The organism is Lentibacillus cibarius, from assembly GCF_005887555.1.
GTDB classification, from domain to species: domain Bacteria; phylum Bacillota; class Bacilli; order Bacillales; family Amphibacillaceae; genus Lentibacillus; species Lentibacillus cibarius.
In genome coordinates this window covers 1116085-1142028 of the sequence record NZ_VCIA01000001.1, presented here as the reverse complement: position 1 = coordinate 1142028, position 25944 = coordinate 1116085, and the positions used below count along the sequence as shown (strand labels likewise).

Sequence of the window (25944 nt, the reverse complement as noted above, 5' to 3'; positions counted from 1 at the left end):
TTGCTATTTTTGCTCTTTTATCCTATCGGTTCTCTTCTTCATTAGACTCTCCATACTGGTATTTACTAGGATCAATCGGCTCCCAATCGTTACTAGGTTCATAGAATCGAAGCAGGTCACCATTTAGTACTTCATCATTTAAGCTTAATTCATAATGGACCTGATCCCGTAATTCTTTCATTTCTGCGGTCGGTTCTTCTATCGCTTTTCCAGTTTCATTATCGTAAAAGACATTCTTCACATAGCTGTAATCCTCGGTCATAAAGTTGCCATTGCGGAACGGTACAAAGTCTCTATGCTCGTCAGAAAACATATCCGTACCAAACTGAATGTAATTGTCGGCATTGATTCCCAGCAGATGCAGCATCGTCGGCATGACATCCGCCTGACCGGTATATTCATGATTGATCCCTTGGCTGTCAACACCCGGAACACGGATCATAAAGGGGACCCGCTGCAAGTTCGCATTTTTCAATGGCGTGATTTCTTCACCTAGGATTTCACTCATGGCTCGATTATGATTTTCCGAAATGCCGTAATGGTCACCATAAATCATGATGACTGAATGCTCATATAACCCTTTTTTCTTCAGGTCTTTAAAAAACTGTTCCAGCGACTCATCCAGATAACGGGCTGTCTGGAAATAGCGGTCAACCGTACCATCGCCGGTTTCAGCAGGTGCTATTGATTCATCGCCTTCATCCAATAAAAACGGATAATGGTGGGTCAGTGTCAGCATGTGCGCGTAAAAAGGATCATCTTGTTCTTCAAGCTTCTCAAGTGCTGGCATGGATTGCTTAAAGAAAGGTTTATCCTTCAGGCCATAATTGACCACCTTTTCTTCACTCATGTCATAGTAGCTAGAACCATAAAATTCGTCCACACCTAAGTGTTTGTAAATCTGGTTTCGGTTCCAGAATGATTTCTCATCCCCATGAAATACGGCGCTTGTATAGTTCTGCTTTTGATCCAGAATAGCTGGCAACGACTGATACGTATTTGTGTCTTTGGTAACAAATGCAGCACCCTGTGGCAATCCGTACAGGGAATTATCCATCAGTAATTCCGCGTCGGCCGTTTTACCTTGCCCTGTTTGGTGAAAGAAGTTATCAAAGTACGTGAAATTCTTGCTTTTATCATGAACAAGCGAATTCAAAAACGGTGTTACCTCTTCCCCGTGCAGCTTATAATCAATCAGAAATGACTGAAACGACTCCAAGTGAATTTTGATAATGTTTTTGCCCGTTGCTTTCCCGAAGTATTCGGCGTTCGGTTCAGCATATTTCTTGTTCGTATAGTTTTCCACTTCCTTTATATCGTCACTTGAAGCCATCGATCGTTTCGCGCTGGCCTTCACCGTCTGAACCGTGTTTAACACGGCAAAGTTAGGCGCGCCTAAATACTTAACAATATAATTATTGTCAAAAACACGCTGCAATAGTTGCGGGCGGTCAATCTCTGCTAAACCTAAATTAACTGTGAACACAATAACTCCTGAAGCCAGGACAGCAAAAGGTTTTTTCAAGTTCACATGTACCTCGGGCCAGTCAGTTTTCCATTTACGAAACAGTACTCCCAGAACGATAAGATCCAGTGTATACAAAAAATCATGCCACTCAAATAAATTAAGAACACTTTTACCAATACTGCTGGCATTTTCCGTTTGCATCAGCGTTTGAATGGTAATAAAGGTATCATAATCACGGTAAAACATGATATTAGCATACATAAACAACGTCAGCAGTGTATCAATAATCAGCAACGTGATACCAAATCGATTTCCCTTAAAAAATAACGCGAGACCAAGCAACACTAGTCCCGAGCTCAACGGATTAATAAATAGTAAAAAATGTTGCAGTAAATTGTTGACGCCTAAATTAAACTCTGACAGATATATAATATACGTCTTTAGCCAAAATAAAAGCAAAGCGAGTATGAAAAACCCCATTTTGGCCGATTTTAAGCTCTTCAGTTTATCCATGTTTCGTCACCCCCCGTTTTCAATCACTTAACGAATAAACCGACTTTTTTACTAAAACCATCTTTTATTATTAAGCAATGATGAATCGTCTGGAGGATGGTTCCGATTTGATTACAATCTATTATATATTTGTTTGATGATTTTGTTAAGATTAATTCTTATTAAATGTCGTTTCCCTGCTTTCTCGCTAGTTAAACGAACAGCATACGGTGAAACAAAACCATCATGGATACGTCTGAACACCCGATGAATCATATGTCTTTTCCGGAACAAATATGACTTAGCGACTGATTGTGTGCCTGTAACCTCCTGAATGCTACCTTTGTTTCAGGAAAAGGAAATATTTTGAATGAAGGTGGGTCTGCGGTACAATAATGGGTAACCTACATAACAAGCTAGCCTACCAATCGTTCTGAATGAGAACAGGTTAGGCCGAACGAAGGAGTGAACAAGTTATGGATAAGATCAATTGGATGGAGGAAGTTTCTAAACGTAAAGATAAATTTCTTAGTGATTTAGAAGGATTTTTGCAAATAAAAAGTGTCCTCGATGAAGCAAATGCTACAGACGAGGCACCGCTCGGGCAAGGTGTGAAAGATGCCTTGCAGTATATGCTGGATTTAGGTGAACAGGACGGATTCGCGGTGAAGAATGTCGGCAATCTTGCAGGTCACTTGGAAATGGGTGAAGCGGGAGACGAGCTGCTTGGCATATTGGGACATGCTGATGTGGTGCCTGAGGGGGATGGATGGAGCGTGGACCCCTACAGTGCAACGATTAAAGACGGGAAGATTTATGCCCGTGGCTCAAGTGATGATAAGGGACCGACCATTGCCGCTTATTATGGGATGAAAATTGTGAAAGAGCTCGGCATCCCACTGAACAAGCGCGTCCGCCTGATTATTGGCACGGATGAAGAAAGTGATTGGCGCGGTGTGGCGCATTATTTCCAACACGAGGAAATGCCGGATATGGGATTTGTACCGGACGCGGATTTTCCGATTATTTTTGCGGAAAAAGGCATTTCTGATTTTGATTTGGTGATGTCAGCGGATGCAGCGACTTCGGATGATGAACTAGTGCTGCAGGCGTTTCAATCCGGTCGGCGATATAATATGGTGCCCGACTATGCCGAAGCTCGTGTGTCCCTCCCACAGGAAGAGAGTGAGATGATTCAGCAATATCAGCGCTTTCTGGCGGATGCTAGTTTAGACGGCCAAGCAACCACGGAAAATGGGCAAATCATTTTCAGCTTAAACGGGATGAGCGCACACGGAGCCGAACCGCGAAACGGGGTGAACGCCGGTATATGGCTGGCGAAGTTTTTGCAGGATCTGCCACTGGATGCGTCAGGCCATAAGTTTATCGCTGAGATTGCCGAATTCTATGAACAAACACGTGGAGAAGTTTTCGACATGGCCTTTTCCGACGATATCTCCGGTGATTTGACGATGAATGTTGGTGTTATGCATTACAGCAAAGGATCGGAAGGACGCATCGGGGTCAACATGCGCTATCCGGTTACGTTTGATATGGAAAAAGGTAAAGATACACTAACAAAAGCGGCTGAGGCCAAGGGGCTAACGGTGGAGAACTTGACGGATTCCAAACCAACGCATGTGGAAAAAGACGATCCGCTTATTCAGACCTTGCAGCGTGTCTATGAGGACCAAACCGGTGAGAAGGGGGAACTGCTGGCCATTGGCGGTGGTACCTATGCGCGCGCCTTGGATCACGGGGTAGCGTTTGGCGCGATGTTCCCGGGACGTGCGGATGTCATGCATCAAAAAGATGAATATGCTGTGGTGGACGATTTACTGAAGGCAACCGCCATTTATGCACAAGCGATTTATGAACTGGCAAAAGCCGATTAATACGGGGGGGCAATGCAGGCTATTTTCCGGCAAGGCTGAAACCGGCGTCCAATATTTGCGCGATTGTAATCAAAAAGGGGAGTGACAGGCAATGAATTATCCAAACACATGGGATTTAGATAGTATTTTTCCAGGGGGAACGAAATCTAAAGAACTGCAATCGAAGCTGGCGTCCTTAAAAGAAGATATCCAGACGTATCAGGAGACGTTGAACAACGAGGATCTCAGCAAGGACCCATCGGCTGAAAAATTGCAGGCGCTTTTGCAGCAGCAAGAGACGATTGGTAAGGGGATCGGACAGGCTGCAACGTTCGTTCAAATGTATCATGATGCGTTCATGGACGATGAATACGCCGACGTGGTCATGGGGCAAGTCATGGATTTATACAGTGACATGCAAAAGCTATCCAACACGTTTACAAAACAATTGGTCGCTGTGGCAGATGCGGACTGGCAGCAACTACTGGAAAATGAATCGTTGAAGGAAATAGCTTTTACCCTAAACGAACTGCGAGATAAGGGTAAGCGACTGTTGTCGGAGGAAGAGGAAAAGCTCATCGCCGAGCTGAATCAGGACGGACTGGCCGCATGGAGCAACTTGTATGATACAGTTGTTTCACTGATGACCATCCCATTGACAGATAAGGATGGGGAAACAAGGCAGTTGTCTGTCGGCCAGGCGATGAACCGGATGTATGCTGATCCCGATCCTACCATACGTAAACAGCTGTTTGAAAACTGGGAAGCGGCCTGGAGCAAGTATGCACCGATTTTTGCCGATACCATTAATCATTTGGACGGTTACCGACTGACATTGCAAAGGGCGCACCAACGCAAAAGTCATTTGGAAGAACCGCTGGAATACAACCGGATGACCGAAGCAACGTTGGATGCGATGTGGACAGCTGTCGCTAATAATAAGCAGCCGTTCATCGACTTTTTACATCAGAAGGCGAACGTACTCGGCATGGAAAAATTAGGCTGGCAGGACGTGGAGGCACCAGTTGCGATGAATGGTGTTCAACCGAAGACGTTCACTTATGATGAAGCATGCGATTTTGTCATTGACAATTTTGCAACCTTTGGCCCAAAAATGTCGGCATTTGCCAAGCACGCATTGGAAAATCGCTGGGTGGAAGCGGAGGACCGGTCGAATAAACGCCCTGGCGGCTATTGCACGTTGCTACCGGAATGGGAAGAGTCACGGATTTTCATGACATTCACCGGTTCGCCGAGTGATGCGAGCACCTTAGCCCACGAATTAGGTCACGCCTTTCATAGCCACGTGATGAAGGACTTGCCGGATTTGAACCGGGAATATGCCATGAATGTTGCCGAGACAGCAAGTACATTTGCCGAAACGATTATCACCAATGCAACCTTGGCGGGCGCAGCATCCGAGGCTGAAAAAGTCACGCTGTTGAATACGAAACTGGAAAATGCCACAGCGATGTTTCTAAATATCCACGCCCGGTTCCTATTTGAAGATGCCTTTTACACCGAGCGTGCCAAAGGGATTGTATCGGAAAAACGGTTGAATGAACTGATGGTGGAGGCGCAAAAACAAGCTTATGGTGACAGCTTAGCCAACTATCATCCACATTTCTGGTGCAGCAAATTGCATTTCTTTATCGATGATATACCGTTCTACAATTTCCCTTATACATTCGGCTTTTTGTTTAGCCTGGGAATTTACGCGGAATACTTGAAGCATCCGGAAGGCTTTGAGGAAAAATATATCGCGCTGTTGCAGGACACAGGAGCGATGAAGGTGGAAGACCTCGCCGCAAAACACCTAGGCGTCGATATCACGAAACAGGATTTCTGGGAAGCTGGCATTCAACTGATGGCCGAAGATGCAGCAGAATTTATTAGGCTGACAACATGAAACCGGGGAAGTGAGAAAAAGGACGTGAACCAGATCAAGCAATAATGACTGAGTAAAATAAACAGGGCAAAAGGATTGATGCTGTCAGATTCATGCCGAACATGAATCTGGCAGCTTTTCACAGAATTGACGTTAAAACTTCCAGTTGGCAAAGGTTTCCTTTGAAGAGTAGATGACTTTTAGTAAAATGAACACTTAGAAGACGAACGAAAGAAGGGATGCTGAAATGAAAAACGTTTTAATCACCGGTGGCAATGGGGATATAGCAAAAGCAATCGTGGCCGAACTCCAAAAGAACGAGGAATTTAATATATATACGCCTGGAAAAGAAGCATTGGATGTAACGGATCCCACTTCTGTTCATCAGTATGTTGAAAAAGTAAAACCAGACATTCTCATCAACAATGCTGGATATATTGAGCCAGTACCTATTGCTGAGAATAGTATCCAAAGTGAAAAACATTCGATCGACGTCAATTTGCTCGGGGTGTTTAATTGTACAGGTGCAGTGCTGGAACAAAATGAACAAGCACTTATTATTAATTTAGGATCTTCTGCAGGAACGAAGCCGCGTGGCAATTGGAGTTCCTACTGTGCCACGAAAGCCGGAGTGATTATGGCAACAAAGTGTTGGGCAGATGAAGGAATAAAGACGGTCTGCTTATCGCCCGGCAGAACCAAAACGAAAATGCGAAACAGATTATATCCAGACGAAGACCAGCAAACGTTATTAACCCCGCAGGAATTTGCCCAAGTCGTCATGAAAGCAATAGAAGGCGAATATGAATACGGGGCTAATATCGATGTGAGTAGACAAACAATAGACGAGCTCCTGGTTTAAACTCGTCGCCCCGGCCCGAAAGTCGCGCGAAAATGGGAAAAGTCGCGCGGCCCGGGTGAAACTCACGCGAAAATCAGGAAAGTCGCGCGGCCTGCCATAACGGGCACGTCTAATTTTTATTTTCATACCAACGCTGGAAGATATAAATGAGCATAGCCATCGAGATAAACAGCAACCCGGTCATAAACATCGGCATATCACCTGTGAAAACCCCCACATGTTTCATCCACGCCGAAATAGTAAAGACAAACAGGAAGTCTGCGATAATATTCACGACAGCGTACAGCCAAAATTTTTGGAACGTGAAATAAAGAATCCAAATGGTAACGACCCAATACGAACTGTAAACGATATGGACAGGAGCGATTTTGTCCCAGTTGAAGAGGGTGATTTGGTATCGCCACCAGTTCTCTTCCCAGGCAATTTCATACAGAATCGAATTTAAGACTGTTACAAACAGCGCGGCGGGGAGATATCTTTTGATCACTTCTTGGTTTAAAAGAAATAAAGATGCTATTGGTAAAATAAATATGACCCATAATACAGCACTAATCATTGTATTGCTCCTCCTTTCTGTCGCCTAACAAAGCTTGCTGGCTTTCGCTAGTTGTAAGTATCTTTTCATGATTTTGTCACAATTATCCCATTTGACGCTCAATAGATGATTTTCGGCATCCTTCCAAAATCAGCTTTCCCCCATTTTGAATCGAATAACGCTCACGCAGTTCCGGCCAAAAGTCGTAATTCACGTCAGGTCGAACGACTGCACCCCTAACCCGAGTGATGTGCGCCGCAACCGACGACGACAGCGCCTTATTTATCTTATCCAACCCACTCAATAATGAAAAGCTATTCAACATTAGTTAAGCTCAGGCAACACACACTGCCAAAATTACTGTTCACACAACTGTCACCACTAAGTGTGATTCAAATCACTTTGTGAGTGATATCACAAGGTTAACATGTTGGATATAGGGAAAACTAATCATGATTAACTTATCTGGAGGGAATGTCATTGGCGCTTGATGAAAATAAATTGGAAATAGTTAAATCTACGGCACCTGTTTTGAAGGAGAACAGCACGGATATTGGGAAGCGTTTTTATGAATTGCTGTTTGAAAAAGTGCCGGAACTGCGCAATATATTTAATCAGACAAATCAGAAGCGGGGACTACAGCAGGAGGCGCTGGTTTATTCCGTTTATGCAGCCGGCGAAAACATCGATAGTTTGGAGAACATCGATGAGCTTGTTGAACGTATTGCGGAAAAGCACGTCTCCCTTGGTGTTAAACCGGAACAATATCCAGTTGTCGGCGAGGCACTGATTCAGGCGGTTCAGGAGATTCTTGGTGATGCAGCCACTGAAGAAGTGCTTGATGCGTGGCGTGCAGCTTACGATTATATCGCTAACCTGTTTATTGAGCTCGAACAGAAAAAATATAACGAAATAGAAGAGCAAGAAGGTGGCTGGACAGGGTTCCGCGCTTTGGTCGTGGACGAAAAAATTCAGGAAACCGATGATGTGATTTCGCTTTGTCTGAAGGCGAAAGATGGGAAACCACTTGCCCCATACAAAGCGGGTCAATATTTAACGATTAAAGTTGATATTGCCGGGGAACCATATACCCATATGCGTCAGTATAGTTTGTCTGGCGTGTCGGGTAAAGATTTTTATAAAATAAGCGTTAAGCGTGAAACAGGAGATGGGAACGTACCTGATGGCGTGGTCTCCAGTTATTTACATGATGAGGTAAAAGAAGGAGATACGCTGGAGTTTTCCGCTCCTGCAGGCGATTTCACGATTGCTAGCGAAGATGAACCGATTGTACTACTGAGCGGAGGCATAGGATTGACCCCGGTTGTCGGCATGCTGGAAACGCTAGCTGAACAAGAGCCACAGCGACCGGTAACCTTTATCCATGCGACGCAAAATAGCTCAACCCATGTAATGAAGGAACATGTGGAACAGCTTGCTGTTGAACATCCAAACATTTCTTCATTCGTTTGTTATGACAGTCCAACCAAAGCTGATCAAAACAGCCAAAATTATGATAAGGAAGGCTTTGTTGATCTTCAATGGCTGCAATCCATTTTGTCCTGCGGTAACCAAGCGGACTTTTATTGCTGTGGCCCTGCACCATTCATGAAAGCTGTCGATAAAGGATTGAAAGAATGGAATGTTCCAAATGATAAACGCCATTATGAAATATTCAATCCTGTAAGTGTTTTGCAAGAGGCGTTATAAAACGGGGTTCGACTCAAGCGGGGCCGCATCACTTGAGTGGAGGGCGACTCAACTCGAGTGAGCACCCATTCATATCCAAAGGAAGATCACGGCAGCTGTCGAAAAACTTTCTTTAATTGGATGTCTAATCATTTTTATAGTGAAACTTCAATCAATAGTGGTTGAAGTTTCACTTTTTTTATACAATTAAAAAGCGTATGTGGCAAAGTCAAGTCACGTCGGGATCCGATACGAGACGCACGTCGTGTTCTTAGGCTAATCGGGCGCTTGCGTCTTTGTTCAATCACGCACGCTAAACTTGTTCAACCAATTGCCTGTATTATGAAAAGTTAAAACAAAACAATTGGTTTAATGTATCTTTGCTGTTAATATAATCATTTAGTAACTTTTAAATTAGCAGATGATGAGATTGGATGGGTTCTTATGGTGCGAATTTATTCGCTTTTATTATTGGTGATGCTTATGTGGGGAATAAATCTGTCAGCTATCAAAGTGTTGGTCACAGCGATTGATCCTATTTTGCTCCAAGCGTTTCGGATTATGACTGCAGGGGTTGCGGTGCTGGTGATTTGCGCTGTGATGGGGATATTCAGAATGCCATACAAGCATGAGTGGCTAATCATCTTTAGCATATCCATTTTTAATGTCATTTTACATCATTCGTTTCTTGCAGTTGGCCTGGAAATGACCTCAGGTATAAATGGGGCGCTGATTTTAGGGATGAACCCACTCATAACGGCGATGTTGGCACTAATCATTTTGCGTCAGCGGATGACGTGGGTGCGCGTCGTTGGATTTATTTTGGGTTTTATTGGTGTAGTTATAACGACACTAATGGGCACTGGTCAATTGACGGGAATCTCGCTGGGAGACCTGATGGTGTTTTTAGCTGTGCTTGTGCAGGGATTCAGCTTTGTCCTGATTAGCAAGCTAAAACCGACGTTCGACGCACGGCTGGCAACTGGTTATATGCTTGTCATTGGTTCGTTATTCGTTCTGGCGACAAGTCAGTTACTTGGATCGGAAATGCAGGAGATCACCAATTTGTTTGACTGGCATCTTGGTTTGGTCTTTTTATTCAGTGCGGTCATGGCTACAGCATTCGGTCATATGACGTATAATCACGCCGTCAAAAAAGTGGGACCGGCTGAATCGGCTATTTTTATGAATCTGAACACGTTGTTTGGCGTGATTGGATCAGCTATATTTTTAAATGAAACAATTACACTGAACCATGTAGCCGGGTTTATCTTAATACTGTGTGGCGTGTTTACCGGAACCGGCGCATTGGAGTATATGATTCGAAAGAGAAAGCGGGTGCCTGGCACCTTTTAAAAATATTGACAATTGCTATATTTTTGTTTATCATATAATTAAATAACGGTATACAATTCCGATAGACGAAACAAGTCCCGTTCCGGTGGATGTGCTTTATAGTTGTTGGTATTCTTTGTAAACGTTTACTTTAATGCTTAGTTTTGTCATATGATTGATGAACGTCAAATAAAACTAATTCGTCATTGGTAATGAATTACTGATTAATAAGTGCCGTGGCTTTATTGGCGGCAGGTGGGGGCAGAATCAGTGCCTGGTAATCTTTTAGTGGGAACGGCTGTACCGGTTTTGTTGCTATTATTGATCACTTGATGAGCTGCACTTTTCGTTTGCGAAAGTCTATCAAAATGAAAAACTGGCAATGAAGAATTAGTTCGGTAGTTAATGGAGGTTATTTATAAGGGATATTGTTGGGGGTGAACAGTATGATGACGGTAGAGAATAAAAGGCATCCATTACGTCCGGCTTCAGAAGTGATGAAGCTTGAACGGATTGGTGCATTCCGGTTGACCAGCTTAAGCTTTTTGCGGATATTAATGCGACATATGATGCGGGAAAACTGGACAATTAGTTGTACCACGTTTGAACTAGATGACGAAGGACACGGGCATGCGATCTACAGCGTTCAAACGCCAAAACACGACTTTTCGTTTCTGGCTATCTCTACAAAAATCAGTGATGAAGAAAGAAGTGATCGTGTTATTTCGCAAAAATGGGATGTAACTTTTGCGCTAAGTGAAGGCACGATAACTGCTGAAAAATTGAACCGAATGAAGGAAAATCTGCCGAAACAAGAAGCAGGACGTGGAGATGCCTCTGATCTCGTTTGGTCGCGAGCAAATAAAAGCAATCGTATATTTGATTATGTCATCGATTGTCTTGTGGCAAAGGAACAACCCGATCCAAAAATACTGAATGAGGTCGGGTATTTGTTGCGGACAACAGCCGTTTATGGAAACGGCAAATTTGGGATTGCCCCGTATGAAAAGTTGAAAGATAATCATCCATTCAATGGTCCATTCCAAGCGCAAATGTTCGCGGTGTATATGCTGCGTCATTTCAGCTTTGATCTGGTTGAGCACATTGCCAAGCGGCGCAATCCGGAAGCAGTTTCGCTGGACCCCGAAATAAAGCGTTTTATAGGTACCGGCAATGCAACAGGCCTTGGAATGGCGCCATTTCTCATATCTCATCCTCGGTTAATCCATCAGTGGATATATGTCCGAGAGAAGGCTATTGCCAGAGTTAAAGATATCAAACCGTCGCAGGATGATTTGATGCTGCTGATTCATTGGCTTGACCGCGTTGCCAACTATTTTGATGAGTCTCGCTTAATTGATAGGCAAATTTTTGTTAAACCGGAAAAGTTAGCTGAGCAAAGCCGATTTCTCAAAGAACGTGTATTGGAATATTTAGAAGTTGGAACGTTTGCAGGAATTCCTACGAATGATGTATGGGAAGGGTTGTCCGAAACTGCTGTTGAAACGGTTTCCATTGAGATGCAGGAATTACTGCATACCGTATTACTTGAAATCTACGCAGACCATGTTATAGACCTGGAGCAATGCATGAATGTGGAGGAAACGTACCAAATCGTACCGCGTATGTCCATCCAGGAATTGATAGACTTGATTCATCGGCAGTATCAATGGGTATTCCAGTACGATTTTACCGATCCGGATGAAAAATACTATTTCTGGTATCGCTCGGAAGAAAAAGAGGAACCACGCATAGGCGTGCGTGGTGAAGAACCGGGCGATGATTGGGAGATGCCCATGAATATCGCCGAACAAGTGCAGGGCTTATATGAAATATTGCAACACGCACCACCATCAGAAATGGTTGCATCATTTATTTTAAGACACCCGCGCTATAAAGGTATCATTCAACGGATTCAATCACTAGAAGGATACGAATATGGGGAAATCCAAGCTAATCTATTAAGTAAGCACATGATGCCACTTCATCTATTACGGTGCAAACTATCATTTTTCGGAGCAGAGCGGTTCAATCCGAAGTCTAACCGCTGGGTGCGTATTACCTTGTTTCAAGGGGCGCCACTTGTCGAAGAAATTGGGGAGCCATTTCCGGATAACTGGGTTTTCCCACACTTACCAACTTTGGAGGGAGATAGATCATGAGTCATCAACAGGATCGAATCGTTATTGACGCATTAGAATTAAGCAACTGGGATCGCGACTTCTTGCATTTGCTGCAACAAGGTGGTGTAACTTGTGTTCATGCGTGCTGCGGGTTATGGGAAAATGCCCGGGAAACCCTTAGTAAAGTAGGGGAGTGGCATAAGTTTTTTAAAGAAAATGCCGACCTTGTCATGCCGGTGCATCAGGGTGAGGATATTCTTAAAGCAAAGGAACAAGGAAAAATTGGGGTCGTTCTTGGTACCCAAAATACATCGGCGCTTGAAGATGAACTTTCCCTTGTTTCGGTGTTTAATCAGCTTGGAATCAAAGTGATGCAATTAACCTATAACAATCAGAATCTTGTCGGAAGCAGTTGTTATGAAGCGCGAGATGTAGGACTCTCCCGTTTCGGAAAACTAGTTGTCCAAGAAATGAACCGTGTGGGAATGGTTGTTGACCTATCCCACGTTGGAGAGCAGACATCCCTTGATGCCATTGCCACGTCAACTAGACCAGTTGCAATCACCCATGCGAACCCAAACTGGATTTATCCGACAAAACGGAACAAATCAAGTGAGGTGCTCACAGCACTAAGAGATAACGGCGGTGTCCTTGGTTTATGTGCTTATCCGCACTTAGTTAATGGAGAACAGACAACGCTGGAGGAATTCTGTGATATGATTGTTCGCACTGCTGACTTCATGGGAATTGACCAGGTCGGTTTGGGTACTGACTTGACGTTGAATATGTCGATTGACTTTTTACACTGGATGCGTATGGGGCGCTGGACACATGAAATCGATTATGGTGCTGGTTCCAAAGAGAATCCATCCTGGCCGGAGTGGCCGTCCTGGTTCAAGACACCGGCGGATTTCCCGAATATTGCAAGGGGACTGTCGGAAAAAGGACTGACTAACGAGGAAGTGGATAAAGTGATGGGAGGAAACTGGTTACGCTTCTTTACAGATAGCTTCAAAGCTGAAAAGGAGGCGGAACAATGCGTGTATCCTATGTAGAATTGTTTATCCATTGTAAAAAAGTATTCCGCGCATGCGGTATTCCTTATGGTTGTGCTGATGATGGGGCAGGGGTGGTCACATGGAGTGAGTTTGTTGGACTTGAGGGTCTTCATGTGTTGCAGCAGGAAATTCCGAATATGCATCCGCCCGGAATGGAAAGTGTGGCCCTGCTCCTGGAAGATGATGGGCTGTTCCGATTTGATGGATACAAACAAAGCGCCATTATACTTGGGAAACTTATGGCGGATTATGCATTGGCGATGGCTGAAACGAGGGAAACAGTGCGTGTGCACATGCAAAACACGACACGCTCTCATTTGCTGGCACAACCTGCTCATTACGTTGCATCAAGAAATAAAGGGTGTCTGATTAATTACAAAACAAAACATGGCAGTCCGATGTGGATTTTGTCCACTCCGGAAATTGCTTACCCAGTTTTTGCAGAAGGAGCCAGGGCGGAGGAAATCATGCAGCATAACCTTACCGCCGAACTTGGGCAGTATGAAACAGCTAACTTGTCATCCGATGATTTTTGGCTCGTTTGCACAACCGAGACTAACTTAATCACATCATGCATACGAAATCTTAGACAAGAAGCTAGGTATGGGGGATTTTATCTAACAGAATCCGCAAAGCTTAAAGCAACATTTGAAAAAAATTATAACAACGGTCTGGAAATCGACGACCATATTTGGGAGCAATTAGATCAAATAGGAAGTCAGACATTGGTTGAAGCAACTGAAGAGTCCAGACTGCGCGGTGCAGGTGAAATGGCCCCATAAATATAGATTACTAGATAGGAATCATTTGAAGGAGGATTTATCATGACTACAAGTACAGCGACAACATTGAAAAATTTTGTGAACGGGGAATGGGTAACACCATCCGGCGAGCTAAAAGAAGGCTTAAATCCGGCTGATACAAGAGAGGTTGTTTCATCATTCCGTCAATCAACTTCTGAAGACGTCAAACAGGCGATTGATTCAGCAGCGGAAACGTTTAAAACATGGAAAAACACGCCTGCTCCACAACGCGGTGAATATTTATATAAAATAGCGGCGTTAATGGAAGAAGAAAAGGATGATCTGGCTAAAACCATCGTTCGGGAAGAAGGGAAAACCTACAATGATGCGGCAAAAGAAGTAGGCTACGCTGCAGGTATCGTTAAATTCTACGCCGGCGAATGTCGTCGTTTAAAAGGAACATTGCAAGCAGCAGACATGCCAAATATCCAGATTGAAACAAAACCAGAGCCGCTTGGTGTGGTATTGGTTGTTACACCATGGAACTTCCCAATGTCCATCCCGGCATGGAAGACAGCACCGGCGATTGCCAGCGGGAATACAGTTGTGTTAAAACCATCATCCGAAACGCCGTTAACTGTGATGAAATTTATGGATATTGTTCAGCGAGCAGGCGTACCGGCTGGCGTTGTCAATCAGGTGATCGCACCAGGAAAGCTTGTTCCAGAAATGATTCATCATCCATCCGTAAAAGCTGTCACATTTACTGGCTCCAATCCAGTTGGGAAAAAAATTTACGCTGAAGCGGCAAAAGATATGAAACGCTGCTTGCTGGAAATGGGTGGTAAAAATCCATTAATCGTTATGGATGATGCTGATCTTGATGAAGCAGTACAACTGGCCGTTGCTGGTGCGTATGGCCAAACAGGTCAAGCATGTACAGCAACAGGCAGGGTGATTGTCCATGAAAAAGTTGCTAAAGCATTCACGGAAAAACTTGTGGAAAAAACCAAAGAATTTAAAGTAGGTAATGGGATTGAAGAAGGTATTAACATGGGACCGCAAGTTAACCAATCAGAATTACAATCCACACTGGACTTAATCCAAAGTGCTAGAGATGAAGGTGCAACGGTTCTGACCGGTGGCAAAGCTCCTGAAGGCCCGGCTTTCGAACACGGGTATTTCGTCGAGCCAACGGTGATTAGCGGCGTGAAGTCATCGATGACGATTGCCCAGCAGGAAGTATTCGGTCCGGTAAACAGTATCATCGAGGTAAGCGATATTGATGAAGCAATTGAAGTAGCCAATGATGTAGAATACGGCTTGTCATCAGCCATTTGTACCAAAAACCTGGAATATATGAACAAAGCATTAGCTGAAATTGAGGCAGGGATTGTCAAAGTAAACATGACAACGACTGGGACGTTCTTCCAAGCACCATTCGGCGGCTATAAGCAATCCAGTACAGGCACATTTAAAGAATTAGGCAGTGAAGCACTGGACTTTTATTGCCAATACAAAACGCGTTATATCAAAGGTTAATTTTGAAGGTGCCAGGCACTTTAACAATTCACAATGTTCTTAATATTTGAGTGCCTGGCACCCACTCAAATTGGAGGTTATTATGAAAACAAAAGCAGATGTTTCTGCAACAGTACTACGAGCTATTAAGATATTAAATTATTTAAAAGAAACCCCGGGGCCACAAAGTGTTAGCTATATCAGTAATGCATTAGATATATCCCCAACGATTGTCCATCGTTTATTAACCACGTTAAAAATGGAAGGATTTGTTTTTCAGGATGTTCAGTCCAAACAGTATTCACTAGGAGCAGTATTTCTGGAATATAGTAACAAACTACTAACAGAGCTGCCGTTTGCCTCGATTGTTGAACCGTGGCTGATTCATTTACGGAATATAACAGGAGAAACAGTCGGATTCTATATCCCAAACGGTCATATGCGCCTGTGTGTAATGGAATGTGAGAGCCAACAGGAAATCCGGCGCTCAGTAGGGGTGGGCACACAGCATCCTATTCATGTGGGTGCGACAGGACGGGCCATTCTTGCTTTTCAATCAGAAGAAATCCAGCAACGCACGCTGCAACGGCTGACATCGGAGGAACAGGGTTTATTGGACAAAAAAATGCAGGCGACAAGGGATTACGGCTATGCCATTAGCGTAGAAGAAATCAATGCTAATGTATCTGCGCTATCAGCACCTGTGTTTGATCAGCAGCAGCGAGTGGTTGGCGCCGTGTCCATTTCAGGCCCAACGTTCCGCTTTAACAAAGAAATGGTCGACAAACACATCTCGACATTAATCCATGCGACAACAGAAATATCAGCAGTGCCAGGCACCTAAACAATTCGGAATCGTTTAAGTGCCTGGCACCTTCCATCTCGCTGCTCGGAATACGTGTTGTTTGCTTTCTGGTGCAAAGCCGGAAATGGTTACTTCAAACACATCTTCTCCTGGCTGGTAGTTGGTGACTTCAACAATTTTTGAAGAACGACCTTTTCCCGTTTTAATATAACCGGATGTGATCAGACGGTTATTTGTTTCCGGAAGTAGATCTGCATCACCCACGATCGGCGAAAAGAATGCTTCACCGCGCTCCTCTCCATAAGTCCATATTTCTTCAACGGTTTTGTTTGTTTCATGGATTCGGTATTGCACAGCTCGGCTGTATTTTTGGCTTATTTGCTGGTTTCCCCGTCTCAAAACATGATTGTTATCAAACAGGAGAATATCGATTGTTTCCGGATTTCCGTCCTGATCAGGCAGCGCCGTTACCGCATGCGGTCCACCCGGGTATTTAAAATGCTCACCTATCGGGGTAAGCAAATATTGCTCCATAGCGGCTGGCCAATTGTCAGGGGAGGCAAGAATCCAGTCAATCTCCCCGTTAGGAAAGCTATGTTTCATGACCATATCTTGGTGTCTCGCGGTCATAATAATTGTACGATCGTTTTCATCAACCCATATGGAGTTATTATGCAGCCAGTCGCCCTCATTTTGCGAAAAGTCTTCCGGAAAGAGAGATTGATAACGAAGCTTGTTGACAGCATTGCCTGATTCCTGATTGATTTCAGTAAGGTTGTCTTCCACTGAATCAGGTGTTTCTTCATGGGTGGTGACAAGCAGGTTATTGTTAGAAAGTTTCACAGCATCCGTATTAATCGCTGTCTTCGGAACTGTTGATTTCGAATAAATGGTGTTGGTGTTGTAAATCTGCCCAAGCAAATCAATCTCCATGATGCGATTATGCTTTGACTCTTTATTAGACTTGCTATAGATTAAAAAGTTCCCATTCGTCAGCGGTTTGAACAGCTGTCTGACATTAATCGTACTGTACCAGCGCACCTTTCCCTTATCATCGATAGCGAATGGATAATGGGCACTTGGCACGATAAATGTTAGCCCCTTTTCCATCCTTTCTGTATCCGCTTTGCCCACGTTTACTCGCAAAAAGTCCTTTGGTAATGCTTGCGTTTTTAACTTAATGGTGTTCGACTTCGTTTGCCCGGAATGGGTGGTAGCTTCAATAGTAATCCGATTTTTCTTGTTAGCGTACAAGCCAATAACCGGGATTCGGTGTATCGTATGGTAGCCTGGAAGTGTTTTTTCTATCGGTGTATCTCCGTGAATGGTTATGGTAACCGATGCAGGTTTAGGCGTAGTAAATTGTATAAAAGCCGTCAAAGGTGCAACCTGATATGGATTTAATTGGACAAACGGTTTATCCAATGTGTGGGTGCGATGATTAAAAGCTCTTTTTAATCGTTTTCTTATTTGTAGCTGTTTTTGCATACCAGGTGTGTTACGTTGTGAAATAGCCACGATGTTAACCTCCTTTGTTGCGTGCCAGGCACATGAACGATTCAGAATTGTTCATGTGCCTGGCACTTATTTCTGTTCTAAGCGTTTAATGCGGTCATCGATGTCTGGATGGGAAGAAAAGAGCGTGATAAGGGCGCTTTTTCCATTTATTTTCATCGTCTGGACAGCTGCATCATCGTTCCGGTCGTTTAGTTGGGCCATCTCCGTGCGAGCTTTTAAGGACTGGAGTGCGTGGGTCATTTTATCGCGGCCGGCCAAATCTGCACCGCCATGGTCAGCCCGGTATTCCCGATATCGGGAGAATGCACTGACGACGATGCTTCCCAGTATGGAAAATAGAATTTGGAAAATAATGACCGCGGCAAAGCGGACAACGAACTCAAGCTCAGAGCGCACCAGTCGTGATACGAGAATGGCAGCAATACGTGATAGGAAAACGACGAATGTGTTGACAATACCTTGCAGAAGGGTCATCGTTACCATATCCCCATTTGCCACGTGGGTGATTTCATGGGCGATAACCCCTTCCGTTGCGTCATCATCCAACTCCTGTAATAATCCACTTGAAACGGCAACCAGTGACCGTTTTTTGGTCGGCCCGGTCGCAAATGCATTCACTTCCGCTGACTGGTAAATACCGACTTCCGGCATATGCATGAGCCCTGCAGCACGGGATAAGCGATGCACCTTGTCGACAACGGCACGTTCTTGCTGGGAAAGGGGTGCGTTTGGATCCAGCACTTTGACGTTCATCATTTTTTTGGCAATCCAACGCGAGATAGCCAGTGAGAAAAAGGACCCAATGAAACCAACGAGCAGGCTGAATACCAGTAGCGAGCCGTAATCAATGCCCCCGAGGCCCCCAGCCCCATTTTCAAAGGTGCCACTGATTCCTGTGAATGTTGTAATGAGCGACCAAACGATCACGATGGTGGTTAAAACGAGAATGTTAGTCAGTAAAAAAAGGAATAACCGCTTAACCATTTGTTTCCTCCTCTTATTGTATAGTTTTATAAGGATTCTTCTCCAACATCAATGAACCAGGGTGGCGAAGAATCGGATACAGATCAGGGAAGGTGTACGGAATCGATTATCCAATACAGCTATGTTCGAAAGTGTTTTTCAAAACATTAATCAATCTTACCCTTGTCTTTATTATACATGATTACGCGGTCATATAGAAGTGAATGATGTTATTGGTGTGCAAATATTCTATATTATTAGAGAAGGGAATGAAGAGGCCACCCGTCTCATGACCGCTATGCATGTCTTTCCAGTGTCCTCGATTCGAATGAAAAGTTACGCAAAATCCTAACTTTGCGCCTGATTACACATGAATTCAGCAGTCTTAACAGAAGTGATTTTAATGACAGGCATTCATATATATGGCATGATATGATTGAATACATTACGTGAGCCATATAAAAATACGTTTACTTAGTTGGAGGTTATTCGATGGCAAAATTTTACGCCGTTCGTGCAGGCAGAAAGACGGGTGTGTTTACGACGTGGGCAGAATGCGAATCCCAGGTGAAAGGATTTAAAGGTGCTGAGTACAAACGTTTTCCGACACGAGAAGCTGCTGATGATTATTTACGTGGCGGAGCTGAAAAAACTGAACCTAAAACATCATCTGCGTCCAAAAATCGTGTCGATGTTTATGTCGATGGCAGTTATTCAAAAGGACGCTACAGCTGGGCGCTTGCCGTATATGATAATGATCAGCTGATTCATAGTGATGCGGGTGTAGGAACAAACAAAGAGGCCGGCTCGATGAATAATGTGGCCGGAGAACTGGCAGCAGCGATGCGTGCGGCTAAATGGGCGAGAGCTAACCGGAAATCCATCGTGATTCATCACGACTACCAGGGAATTTCCAGCTGGGTGGACGGGTCATGGCGAGCGAAAAATGACATGACCCAAGCATATAAAACGTTTATGGCAAACTATCGCGATATTGTATCGTTTAACAAAGTCGCCGGCCATACCGGCGTGGAAGGCAACGAACTCGCAGACAAATTAGCCAGAGAAGCACTTGGGATTTAGGTGCCAGGCACATGAACAATTCAGAAATGTTTAAGTGCCTGGCACCTAGGATGAATAATAGACAAAAAGAACTGATGCATCTATTGCTGACACGGTCAAATGAATTTGTACTCGTGAAAACGTTGGCCGAAGAATTGGACTGCTCAGAAAAGACGGTCCGGAATGATTTGAATCAGCTGGAGAAAGAACTTGCTGTCTATTCATCACTGGAGTTTGTCCGAAAACCAGGGATGGGTGTAGCACTTAAGGTGAGCAACGAAGAAAAATCCCAATTGTTTCGCCAGCTTTATCAATCACATAGAACGAGGGAACATGAACAAATCGTTGAAATCACGTACCAACTTTTGGTGAGTAACAAGCCTATTACCTTAACATTGCTTGCTGAAAAATATTATACGAATAAGCTAACCATCAAACGGTACTTTCAAGAAATAGCGGATTGGTTGAAATACTATGACTTGGAACTTGTTTCCAAGCAACGCGTCGGTAGCGTAGTACAGGGAAGTGAACTTAATAAACGTAATGCGTTAGCACATTTGTCTGAGCTGGTCACTTCGGAAATACAGGCAAGGGATTATGTGCTGCAGTTATTTCCGGAACATGAAATAAATACTGTTAGAAAAGCGTTGCGTGATTTGCAGGCTCAGTTTTCCTTTTCCTTGAATACAGGTGAATTTGAAAGTTTGCTGATTCATGCATTAATTATGATTAAGCGAACGAGACAACACTCACCTGTTGCGGTGAATGGCGATAAAGGTAAGGGAAGGGCTGTGACATTGGAAAGCTACCATATGACGGCCTGGTTATTAAAGCAACTAAAAGAGATGCTAGGATTGAAATTTCCAGAAAATGAGCATATATATTTTACGTGGCATTTGGAGAGTTGTAAACAGACTCAGCGAATAACAAATTTGACGGAAAATAGTCTACTTACGCAGGTTGTGCAAACCATCACGCAGCAACTGGAGCAGATGACCATGCTTCGTTTTCAGGGCGACCGGATACTGTTCGACGGATTGACCATTCATTTGGAGTCGGTGATTAATCGACTGCAGTACGGGTTTACAATCCGCAATCCGATGCTTGAAGAAATAAAAAAGAAGTATCCGTACATGTTCAGTATGGTTATTTTTGCAGTTGAAGAGGTTAATGAGACGTACGACCTAGCCATTCCTGAACATGAAGCAGCTTATTTGGTCCTTCATTTTCAGGCTTCCTTGGAACGAATGCAAAAAGAACATACGAATAGAAAGCGCGCTGTTATTGTTTGTGAACTTGGTGTTGGTATGTCGCACTTGTTGCAAGTAAAGCTGGAGCAAATGTACGAACACCTGGACATACTTGCTTCCATCAGTAAAGCAGAGTTAGAGGCGTTCCTGCAAAAACATGCGGTGGATATAATCATTTCGACGACAGCCATTCCGGATGCATCTGCGCCGGTGATTGTTGTCTCACCACTTTTAGAAGCGGATGATAAAAAGCGGCTAAATCAATGGATGCGCAAATCGGATGGCACGACTTCGGATAACCATGACGTTACTGCGCTTCGTCAGTTGCTATATGAGGATACCATCTTTTTTGACATGCAGCTGTCGCACCGTTATGAAGTGGTGGAAATGATGGCCGGTAATCTCACCGAAAAAGGTTATACCAATCAATCATTTGTTCACAGTGCTGTGCAACGGGAACGATCGTCCGCGACTTCTATCGGTGGAAGTATTGCTATTCCTCATGCTCACCCGGACCTTGTTAAAAAGTCGGTTGTCTCGGTAGCTATTTTACCGAAGCCTTTGTCTTGGGGGAACGAACAGGTCTCCGTCGTTTTCCTGCTGGCTATCGCCAAACAAGATCAGCATATGATACAACCATTAATGCAGACAATCGCTTCCATTAGTCAGAACCCCGCTCTGGTTGAACAATTAAAGGAAGCAGCTGATATATCCGATATATTACGTACTCTCGACAAATAATTCATTTTTTCCGTTGCTTCGGTAAAAATGAATTATTTTTTATAATGTGGAAGGTATATAATTATAGATGACTTTAAAGTCTCGGCATTCGCGATAAGATGAGTTGAACACCAAGTTTTGTATCACTTGAAATGGGTATATTATGAATTAGATAAAAGGAGGCAATCAAAATGAGGATATTAGCTGTGACCGCTTGTCCAGTGGGGATTGCTCACACGTACATGGCCGCTGAAAATCTGCAAAAAGCAGCGGATGATATGGGTGTGGATATGAAAGTAGAGACACAAGGTTCCATTGGTGCGGAGAATGAACTTACTTCTAAAGATATAGAAGAAGCTGATGGCATTATTATTGCCAGTGATAAAGAAGTGAATAAGGACCGTTTTGCCGGCAAGAAATTGCTCGTGGTTGGTGTTCAAGAGGGCATCCGTAATCCTGAAGAATTAATTAAACGTATCCAGAACGGTGATGTGTCGGTTTACCAGGGGGCTGGAGAAAATTTAAAATCCGCCGAAGAGGTGAAACAGGAAAAGAAAGAAAAAGAAAATCCGATTTACCGACATTTGATGAATGGTGTTTCGTATATGATTCCGTTCATTGTTGTTGGTGGACTGCTGATTGCGATTTCACTTGCTCTCGGCGGAGAACAGACACCTGGTGGACTTGTTATACCGGATGATTCAATTTGGAAGCAAATTGAGAGTATCGGAGCTGCATCATTTAGCTTTATGGTACCGATTCTGGCCGGTTTTATTGCCGTCAGTATAGCTGATCGGCCTGGTTTAGTTCCTGGTATGATTGGTGGTTATATAGCTGTTACGGGAAGTTTTTATGGCAGTGATGCCGGTGCCGGATTTATCGGTGGTATTATTGCTGGTTTCTTGGCAGGTTACGTCGCTCTGGGAATTAAGAAAATCAAGGTTCCACAAGCCGTACAGCCTGTTATGCCGATTATATTTATACCTATTATTGCGTCACTTATCGTCGGCTTTTTGTTTATTTTTGTCATCGGGGCACCTGTCGCCAGTGTGTTTGAGTCATTGACAACATGGCTTGAAGGAATGCAGGGAGCAAGCTCCATTGTACTCGCCTTAATCCTTGGTGCGATGATTGCCGTGGATATGGGCGGACCATTTAATAAAGTTGCGTTTCTGTTTGGTTCAGCCATGATCGCTGAGGGAAACTATGAAATCATGGGACCGATTGCCGTAGCTATCTGTGTACCTCCGCTCAGCATGGGACTTGCCACATTCCTAAATAAACGCAAGTATCAGCCAGCGGAAAAAGAGACCGGAAAAGCATCATTCACCATGGGGCTATTTGGTATTACAGAGGGTGCAATTCCGTTTGCAGCACAGGATCCAATCCGGGTCATTCCAAGTATCATGGTCGGTTCGATGGTAGGCTCGTCCATTGCCATGCTTGGTAATGTAGGTGACCGTGTAGCCCACGGCGGACCTATTGTTGCCGTCCTTGGTGCTGTCGACAACGTGCTGATGTTCTTCATTGCGGCGATTATTGGTACGATTGTAACGGCCTTACTGGTAAATCTGCTGAAAAAAGATGTGATGCCGGCGGTGGCAACCCCAACTGGTACAGTCACGGATCATGCAGCAAACGACACGACCAGTGAGCGGGCGTCGGTGAGTGCTAAGAACAATGCGACAACAACGGATTCAGACGATAGTAAGACGACGGATGTATCGTGTGATCAAGAAGAACAAGTTGCCGAAGATGTTACTATCAATAAATTAACGGATATCGTTACAAAAGATCTGATTACAACAGACATCAAAGGTACCACCCAAGAAGCAGTCGTCGACGAATTCATTGAATTGCTGAATGGACAAAGTCTGATTTCATCCAAGGAAGCATTTAAAGAAGCTATTTTCGCTCGTGAGCAGGAAAGCACAACCGGAATGGGGATGAATATCGCTATTCCTCATGCGAAATCTGCTGCGGTTAAACGGCCAGCCGTCGTCTTTGGTATCAGTCAGCATGGTGTTGACTGGAAAAGCATGGACGGAACCGATGCACAGCTAATTTTCATGATCGCGGTTCCTGAAGAGCGGGCCGGCGATGATCATTTGAAAATTCTTCAGATGCTCTCACGCAAACTGATGGATGAATCGTTTAGGGAAGAATTACTACACGCTGAATCCAAAGAAAAAGCATATGAGTTACTGGACACCATCCAGTAAAAAAAGAGAGAGGGGCCACTTTCTGCCCCCCTCTACTCCTTTACATAGCACATTCACCTGTTTTGAAGCTGGCTGTATACAGCATTCCAGGCTTGCTCGTCTCTTTGACTGCGAATGATTGGTTCGAACCCGAATTGCCGGTAAATTCGTATCGCGGTTAAATTTCTTGGCTGTGTTCTTAAATAGGCTTGTTGATGGAAACTGGCCAGCACGTTCATCGCCTCGGCAATCAACGGTTTTCCCAGTTTCTTGCCTTGATATTCCGGATGTATCGCGACCCAGTGCAGCCGGCCAATCGTTTGGCGATTCCACGTATCAAACCATGCTGTTGCGGTACCAGCATCATGTCCGTCATGTGTTTGTAAGAAAATCATACGCTGTTTTGTCTCAGACAAATGAGGCTTGAATTCATGATCAAATCGTTCCAACGCTGCCTGTTTCGTAGCGAATTCATCTGCAGCTGCAACTATTTCTGCCCAATGTTTCTTGTCTGCTTCCTTTTGCAAGCGACTGAATTGATAATTCTCAGGCAGCGGTTGTACTGGGATGTTTGTTAAATCATGCGCCATGTATAAACGGATGTTGTTCATCTTGGTCACCACTCGTATATTATATTTAGACATTGATTTTCTGCCTATTATTCTGCTTCATTTTTGTATCACAGCATGTCTTGTTAATAAAGCTTTTGTATGGCATGAGTTTCGTTTACTAGTTATTATAGCACAAGATGGTCAATGCTGATTGGTGCTTTTCTGCTAAAATATATGACGATAAAGTCAAAAACGAATTTAAACAATGGAGGGGCTTCCATGTATAAGGAACCAATTTTTCTTCGTCCTGTATTTCGGGAAAAAATATGGGGAGGACAGAAATTAAAAACTGAATTTCACTACGATATTCCATCTGATCATACAGGTGAGGCGTGGGTGGTATCAGCACATCCCCATGGAGCAAATGTGATTGAAAATGGTCCATTAAAGGGCCGTACACTTCTTGAAGCTTGGGAGGAACATGGGGAACTATTTAATCGAACGGGGAATGCTGATGTGGCTTATCCGCTGCTGGTGAAAATATTAGATGCCAATGATGATTTATCTGTACAAGTTCATCCCGATGATACGTTTGCCAGTAAGGTGGAAAATGAACCTTATGGGAAAACGGAATGCTGGTATGTACTTGATGCCGAGCCAGATGCCGAACTGATTATTGGCCACCATGCGACGACACAGAATGAGCTAAGTGACATGATGGATAATGGTAACTGGGACAAGCTATTACGGCGTGTTCAAGTGCAACCTGGTGATTTTGTGTATGTTCCAAGCGGTACGATTCACGCAATCGGAGCAGGCGTTGTTATTCTGGAAACACAACAGAGTTCCGATATTACGTACCGTGTCTATGACTATGACCGGATGGATGCAAATGGAGAAAAACGGGAATTGCATCTAGACAAAGCCAAACAAGTGACGAACGTTCCGCACCAGAATCCTGAATTGGCACAAGAAACACAGCATTCCGGAGACATGACGATCAAGAAGCTAGTTGAAAATGATTATTTTGCTGTTAGCCACTGGACACTTGATGGTACGGTTGAAAAGACTTTGACGACAGATTTTCTGCAGGTTAGTGTGATTAAAGGTAATGCTAACTTATGCGTCGACGGTGAGCAAATTTCCATTAGCAAAGGGATGAACTTTATTTTGCCGAATGGGATAGGTAACTATGAGCTTTCCGGGGAAGCAGAATTTATTGTGTCATGGGTGTAGGATAAGGCTTCGAAAAAGTGGTTTATAGGTTGACAGGTATTTTGGAGCTG

The 25944-nt window shown here is 43.9% G+C and carries 20 protein-coding genes; 14 read left to right on the top strand and 6 right to left on the bottom strand.

Annotated elements, in window-relative coordinates; all coding sequences use genetic code 11:
* Positions 1–22: 22 nt before the first annotated feature.
* Positions 23–1972 carry an LTA synthase family protein gene (locus tag FFL34_RS05520; RefSeq protein WP_199799058.1) on the bottom strand — a complete coding sequence of 650 codons (1950 nt, stop codon included), beginning with the start codon at positions 1970–1972 and terminating at the stop codon, positions 23–25.
* A gap of 464 nt (positions 1973–2436) precedes the next feature.
* Here FFL34_RS05520 and pepV point away from each other — a divergent pair, with 464 nt between their 5' ends.
* From pepV to FFL34_RS05505, 3 genes are all read left to right on the top strand, one after another.
* Entirely contained in the window at positions 2437–3855 is a 1419-nt protein-coding gene (gene pepV / locus FFL34_RS05515) for a dipeptidase PepV (protein WP_138602219.1), read from the top strand.
* A gap of 91 nt (positions 3856–3946) precedes the next feature.
* Positions 3947–5743 (top strand): M3 family oligoendopeptidase, encoded by a 1797-nt coding sequence (locus FFL34_RS05510; protein WP_138602217.1) that lies wholly within the window; start codon positions 3947–3949, stop codon positions 5741–5743.
* A 226-nt stretch (positions 5744–5969) separates the two neighbouring features.
* The gene (locus tag FFL34_RS05505) at positions 5970–6584 is read left to right on the top strand and encodes an SDR family oxidoreductase (protein ID WP_138602215.1); all 615 of its coding nucleotides are present in this window, start codon (positions 5970–5972) and stop codon (positions 6582–6584) included.
* A gap of 109 nt (positions 6585–6693) precedes the next feature.
* Here the strand turns inward: FFL34_RS05505 and FFL34_RS05500 are convergent, their stop codons facing one another.
* Both FFL34_RS05500 and FFL34_RS05495 read right to left on the bottom strand, forming a co-directional pair.
* Positions 6694–7140 (bottom strand): hypothetical protein, encoded by a 447-nt coding sequence (locus tag FFL34_RS05500; RefSeq protein WP_138602213.1) that lies wholly within the window; start codon positions 7138–7140, stop codon positions 6694–6696.
* Positions 7141–7222: 82 nt separating this feature from the next.
* Positions 7223–7444, bottom strand: coding sequence for a hypothetical protein (locus tag FFL34_RS05495; RefSeq protein WP_138602211.1), 222 nt, complete (start codon positions 7442–7444; stop codon positions 7223–7225).
* 149 nt (positions 7445–7593) lie between these two features.
* Here FFL34_RS05495 and hmpA point away from each other — a divergent pair, with 149 nt between their 5' ends.
* The 7 genes from hmpA (at position 7594) to FFL34_RS05460 (ending at position 16432) form a co-directional block, all read left to right on the top strand.
* Positions 7594–8829 (top strand): NO-inducible flavohemoprotein, encoded by a 1236-nt coding sequence (gene hmpA, locus FFL34_RS05490; RefSeq protein ID WP_171046283.1) that lies wholly within the window; start codon positions 7594–7596, stop codon positions 8827–8829.
* A 423-nt stretch (positions 8830–9252) separates the two neighbouring features.
* Positions 9253–10164: a DMT family transporter gene (locus tag FFL34_RS05485; RefSeq protein ID WP_138602207.1), complete on the top strand. Its 912-nt coding sequence runs from the start codon at positions 9253–9255 to the stop codon at positions 10162–10164.
* A 425-nt stretch (positions 10165–10589) separates the two neighbouring features.
* Positions 10590–12305 carry a hypothetical protein gene (locus FFL34_RS05480; protein ID WP_138602205.1) on the top strand — a complete coding sequence of 572 codons (1716 nt, stop codon included), beginning with the start codon at positions 10590–10592 and terminating at the stop codon, positions 12303–12305.
* A complete protein-coding gene (locus tag FFL34_RS05475; RefSeq protein WP_138602203.1) occupies positions 12302–13321 on the top strand; it encodes a membrane dipeptidase in 1020 nt (339 codons plus the stop codon). Before FFL34_RS05480 ends, FFL34_RS05475 begins: the two co-directional genes overlap by 4 nt.
* Positions 13303–14106, top strand: a complete 804-nt coding sequence (locus FFL34_RS05470; RefSeq protein WP_138602201.1) for a DUF3726 domain-containing protein — start codon at positions 13303–13305, stop codon at positions 14104–14106. The genes FFL34_RS05475 and FFL34_RS05470 overlap by 19 nt, the downstream gene beginning before the upstream one ends.
* Before the next feature lie 42 nt (positions 14107–14148).
* Positions 14149–15609, top strand: a complete 1461-nt coding sequence (locus FFL34_RS05465) for an aldehyde dehydrogenase family protein (RefSeq protein ID WP_138602199.1) — start codon at positions 14149–14151, stop codon at positions 15607–15609.
* Between the two features lie 82 nt (positions 15610–15691).
* The gene (locus tag FFL34_RS05460) at positions 15692–16432 is read left to right on the top strand and encodes an IclR family transcriptional regulator (protein ID WP_138602197.1); all 741 of its coding nucleotides are present in this window, start codon (positions 15692–15694) and stop codon (positions 16430–16432) included.
* A gap of 15 nt (positions 16433–16447) precedes the next feature.
* Here FFL34_RS05460 and FFL34_RS05455 read toward each other — a convergent pair whose 3' ends face one another.
* Positions 16448–17911: an aryl-sulfate sulfotransferase gene (locus tag FFL34_RS05455; protein ID WP_138602195.1), complete on the bottom strand. Its 1464-nt coding sequence runs from the start codon at positions 17909–17911 to the stop codon at positions 16448–16450.
* A 66-nt stretch (positions 17912–17977) separates the two neighbouring features.
* Complete coding sequence (htpX, locus tag FFL34_RS05450) at positions 17978–18895, bottom strand: protease HtpX (RefSeq protein ID WP_138602193.1); 918 nt, start codon at positions 18893–18895, stop codon at positions 17978–17980.
* A 471-nt stretch (positions 18896–19366) separates the two neighbouring features.
* Here htpX and FFL34_RS05445 point away from each other — a divergent pair, with 471 nt between their 5' ends.
* The 3 genes from FFL34_RS05445 (at position 19367) to FFL34_RS05435 (ending at position 24128) form a co-directional block, all read left to right on the top strand.
* Positions 19367–19957: a ribonuclease H1 domain-containing protein gene (locus FFL34_RS05445; protein WP_138602191.1), complete on the top strand. Its 591-nt coding sequence runs from the start codon at positions 19367–19369 to the stop codon at positions 19955–19957.
* 11 nt (positions 19958–19968) lie between these two features.
* Positions 19969–21927, top strand: coding sequence for a BglG family transcription antiterminator (locus FFL34_RS05440; protein WP_138602189.1), 1959 nt, complete (start codon positions 19969–19971; stop codon positions 21925–21927).
* Between the two features lie 170 nt (positions 21928–22097).
* Positions 22098–24128, top strand: a complete 2031-nt coding sequence (locus FFL34_RS05435) for a PTS fructose transporter subunit IIABC (RefSeq protein WP_138602187.1) — start codon at positions 22098–22100, stop codon at positions 24126–24128.
* 53 nt (positions 24129–24181) lie between these two features.
* Here the strand turns inward: FFL34_RS05435 and FFL34_RS05430 are convergent, their stop codons facing one another.
* Complete coding sequence (locus FFL34_RS05430; protein ID WP_171046282.1) at positions 24182–24718, bottom strand: GNAT family N-acetyltransferase; 537 nt, start codon at positions 24716–24718, stop codon at positions 24182–24184.
* Between the two features lie 219 nt (positions 24719–24937).
* On the opposite strand from FFL34_RS05430, the gene manA reads away from it, so the two are divergent.
* A complete protein-coding gene (manA, locus tag FFL34_RS05425; protein WP_138602183.1) occupies positions 24938–25894 on the top strand; it encodes a mannose-6-phosphate isomerase, class I in 957 nt (318 codons plus the stop codon).
* Positions 25895–25944: the final 50 nt, after the last annotated feature.

Coding starts and splice junctions, on each gene's coding strand:
- pepV (WP_138602219.1), top strand. CDS start 2,437: ATGGATAAGATCAATTGGATGGAGGAAGTTTCTAAACGTAAAGATAAA.
- FFL34_RS05510 (WP_138602217.1), top strand. CDS start 3,947: ATGAATTATCCAAACACATGGGATTTAGATAGTATTTTTCCAGGGGGA.
- FFL34_RS05505 (WP_138602215.1), top strand. CDS start 5,970: ATGAAAAACGTTTTAATCACCGGTGGCAATGGGGATATAGCAAAAGCA.
- FFL34_RS05500 (WP_138602213.1), bottom strand. CDS start 7,140: ATGATTAGTGCTGTATTATGGGTCATATTTATTTTACCAATAGCATCT.
- FFL34_RS05495 (WP_138602211.1), bottom strand. CDS start 7,444: ATGTTGAATAGCTTTTCATTATTGAGTGGGTTGGATAAGATAAATAAG.
- hmpA (WP_171046283.1), top strand. CDS start 7,594: ATGTCATTGGCGCTTGATGAAAATAAATTGGAAATAGTTAAATCTACG.
- FFL34_RS05485 (WP_138602207.1), top strand. CDS start 9,253: ATGGTGCGAATTTATTCGCTTTTATTATTGGTGATGCTTATGTGGGGA.
- FFL34_RS05480 (WP_138602205.1), top strand. CDS start 10,590: ATGATGACGGTAGAGAATAAAAGGCATCCATTACGTCCGGCTTCAGAA.
- FFL34_RS05475 (WP_138602203.1), top strand. CDS start 12,302: ATGAGTCATCAACAGGATCGAATCGTTATTGACGCATTAGAATTAAGC.
- FFL34_RS05470 (WP_138602201.1), top strand. CDS start 13,303: ATGCGTGTATCCTATGTAGAATTGTTTATCCATTGTAAAAAAGTATTC.
- FFL34_RS05465 (WP_138602199.1), top strand. CDS start 14,149: ATGACTACAAGTACAGCGACAACATTGAAAAATTTTGTGAACGGGGAA.
- FFL34_RS05460 (WP_138602197.1), top strand. CDS start 15,692: ATGAAAACAAAAGCAGATGTTTCTGCAACAGTACTACGAGCTATTAAG.
- htpX (WP_138602193.1), bottom strand. CDS start 18,895: ATGGTTAAGCGGTTATTCCTTTTTTTACTGACTAACATTCTCGTTTTA.
- FFL34_RS05445 (WP_138602191.1), top strand. CDS start 19,367: ATGGCAAAATTTTACGCCGTTCGTGCAGGCAGAAAGACGGGTGTGTTT.
- FFL34_RS05440 (WP_138602189.1), top strand. CDS start 19,969: ATGAACAATTCAGAAATGTTTAAGTGCCTGGCACCTAGGATGAATAAT.
- FFL34_RS05435 (WP_138602187.1), top strand. CDS start 22,098: ATGAGGATATTAGCTGTGACCGCTTGTCCAGTGGGGATTGCTCACACG.
- FFL34_RS05430 (WP_171046282.1), bottom strand. CDS start 24,718: ATGAACAACATCCGTTTATACATGGCGCATGATTTAACAAACATCCCA.
- manA (WP_138602183.1), top strand. CDS start 24,938: ATGTATAAGGAACCAATTTTTCTTCGTCCTGTATTTCGGGAAAAAATA.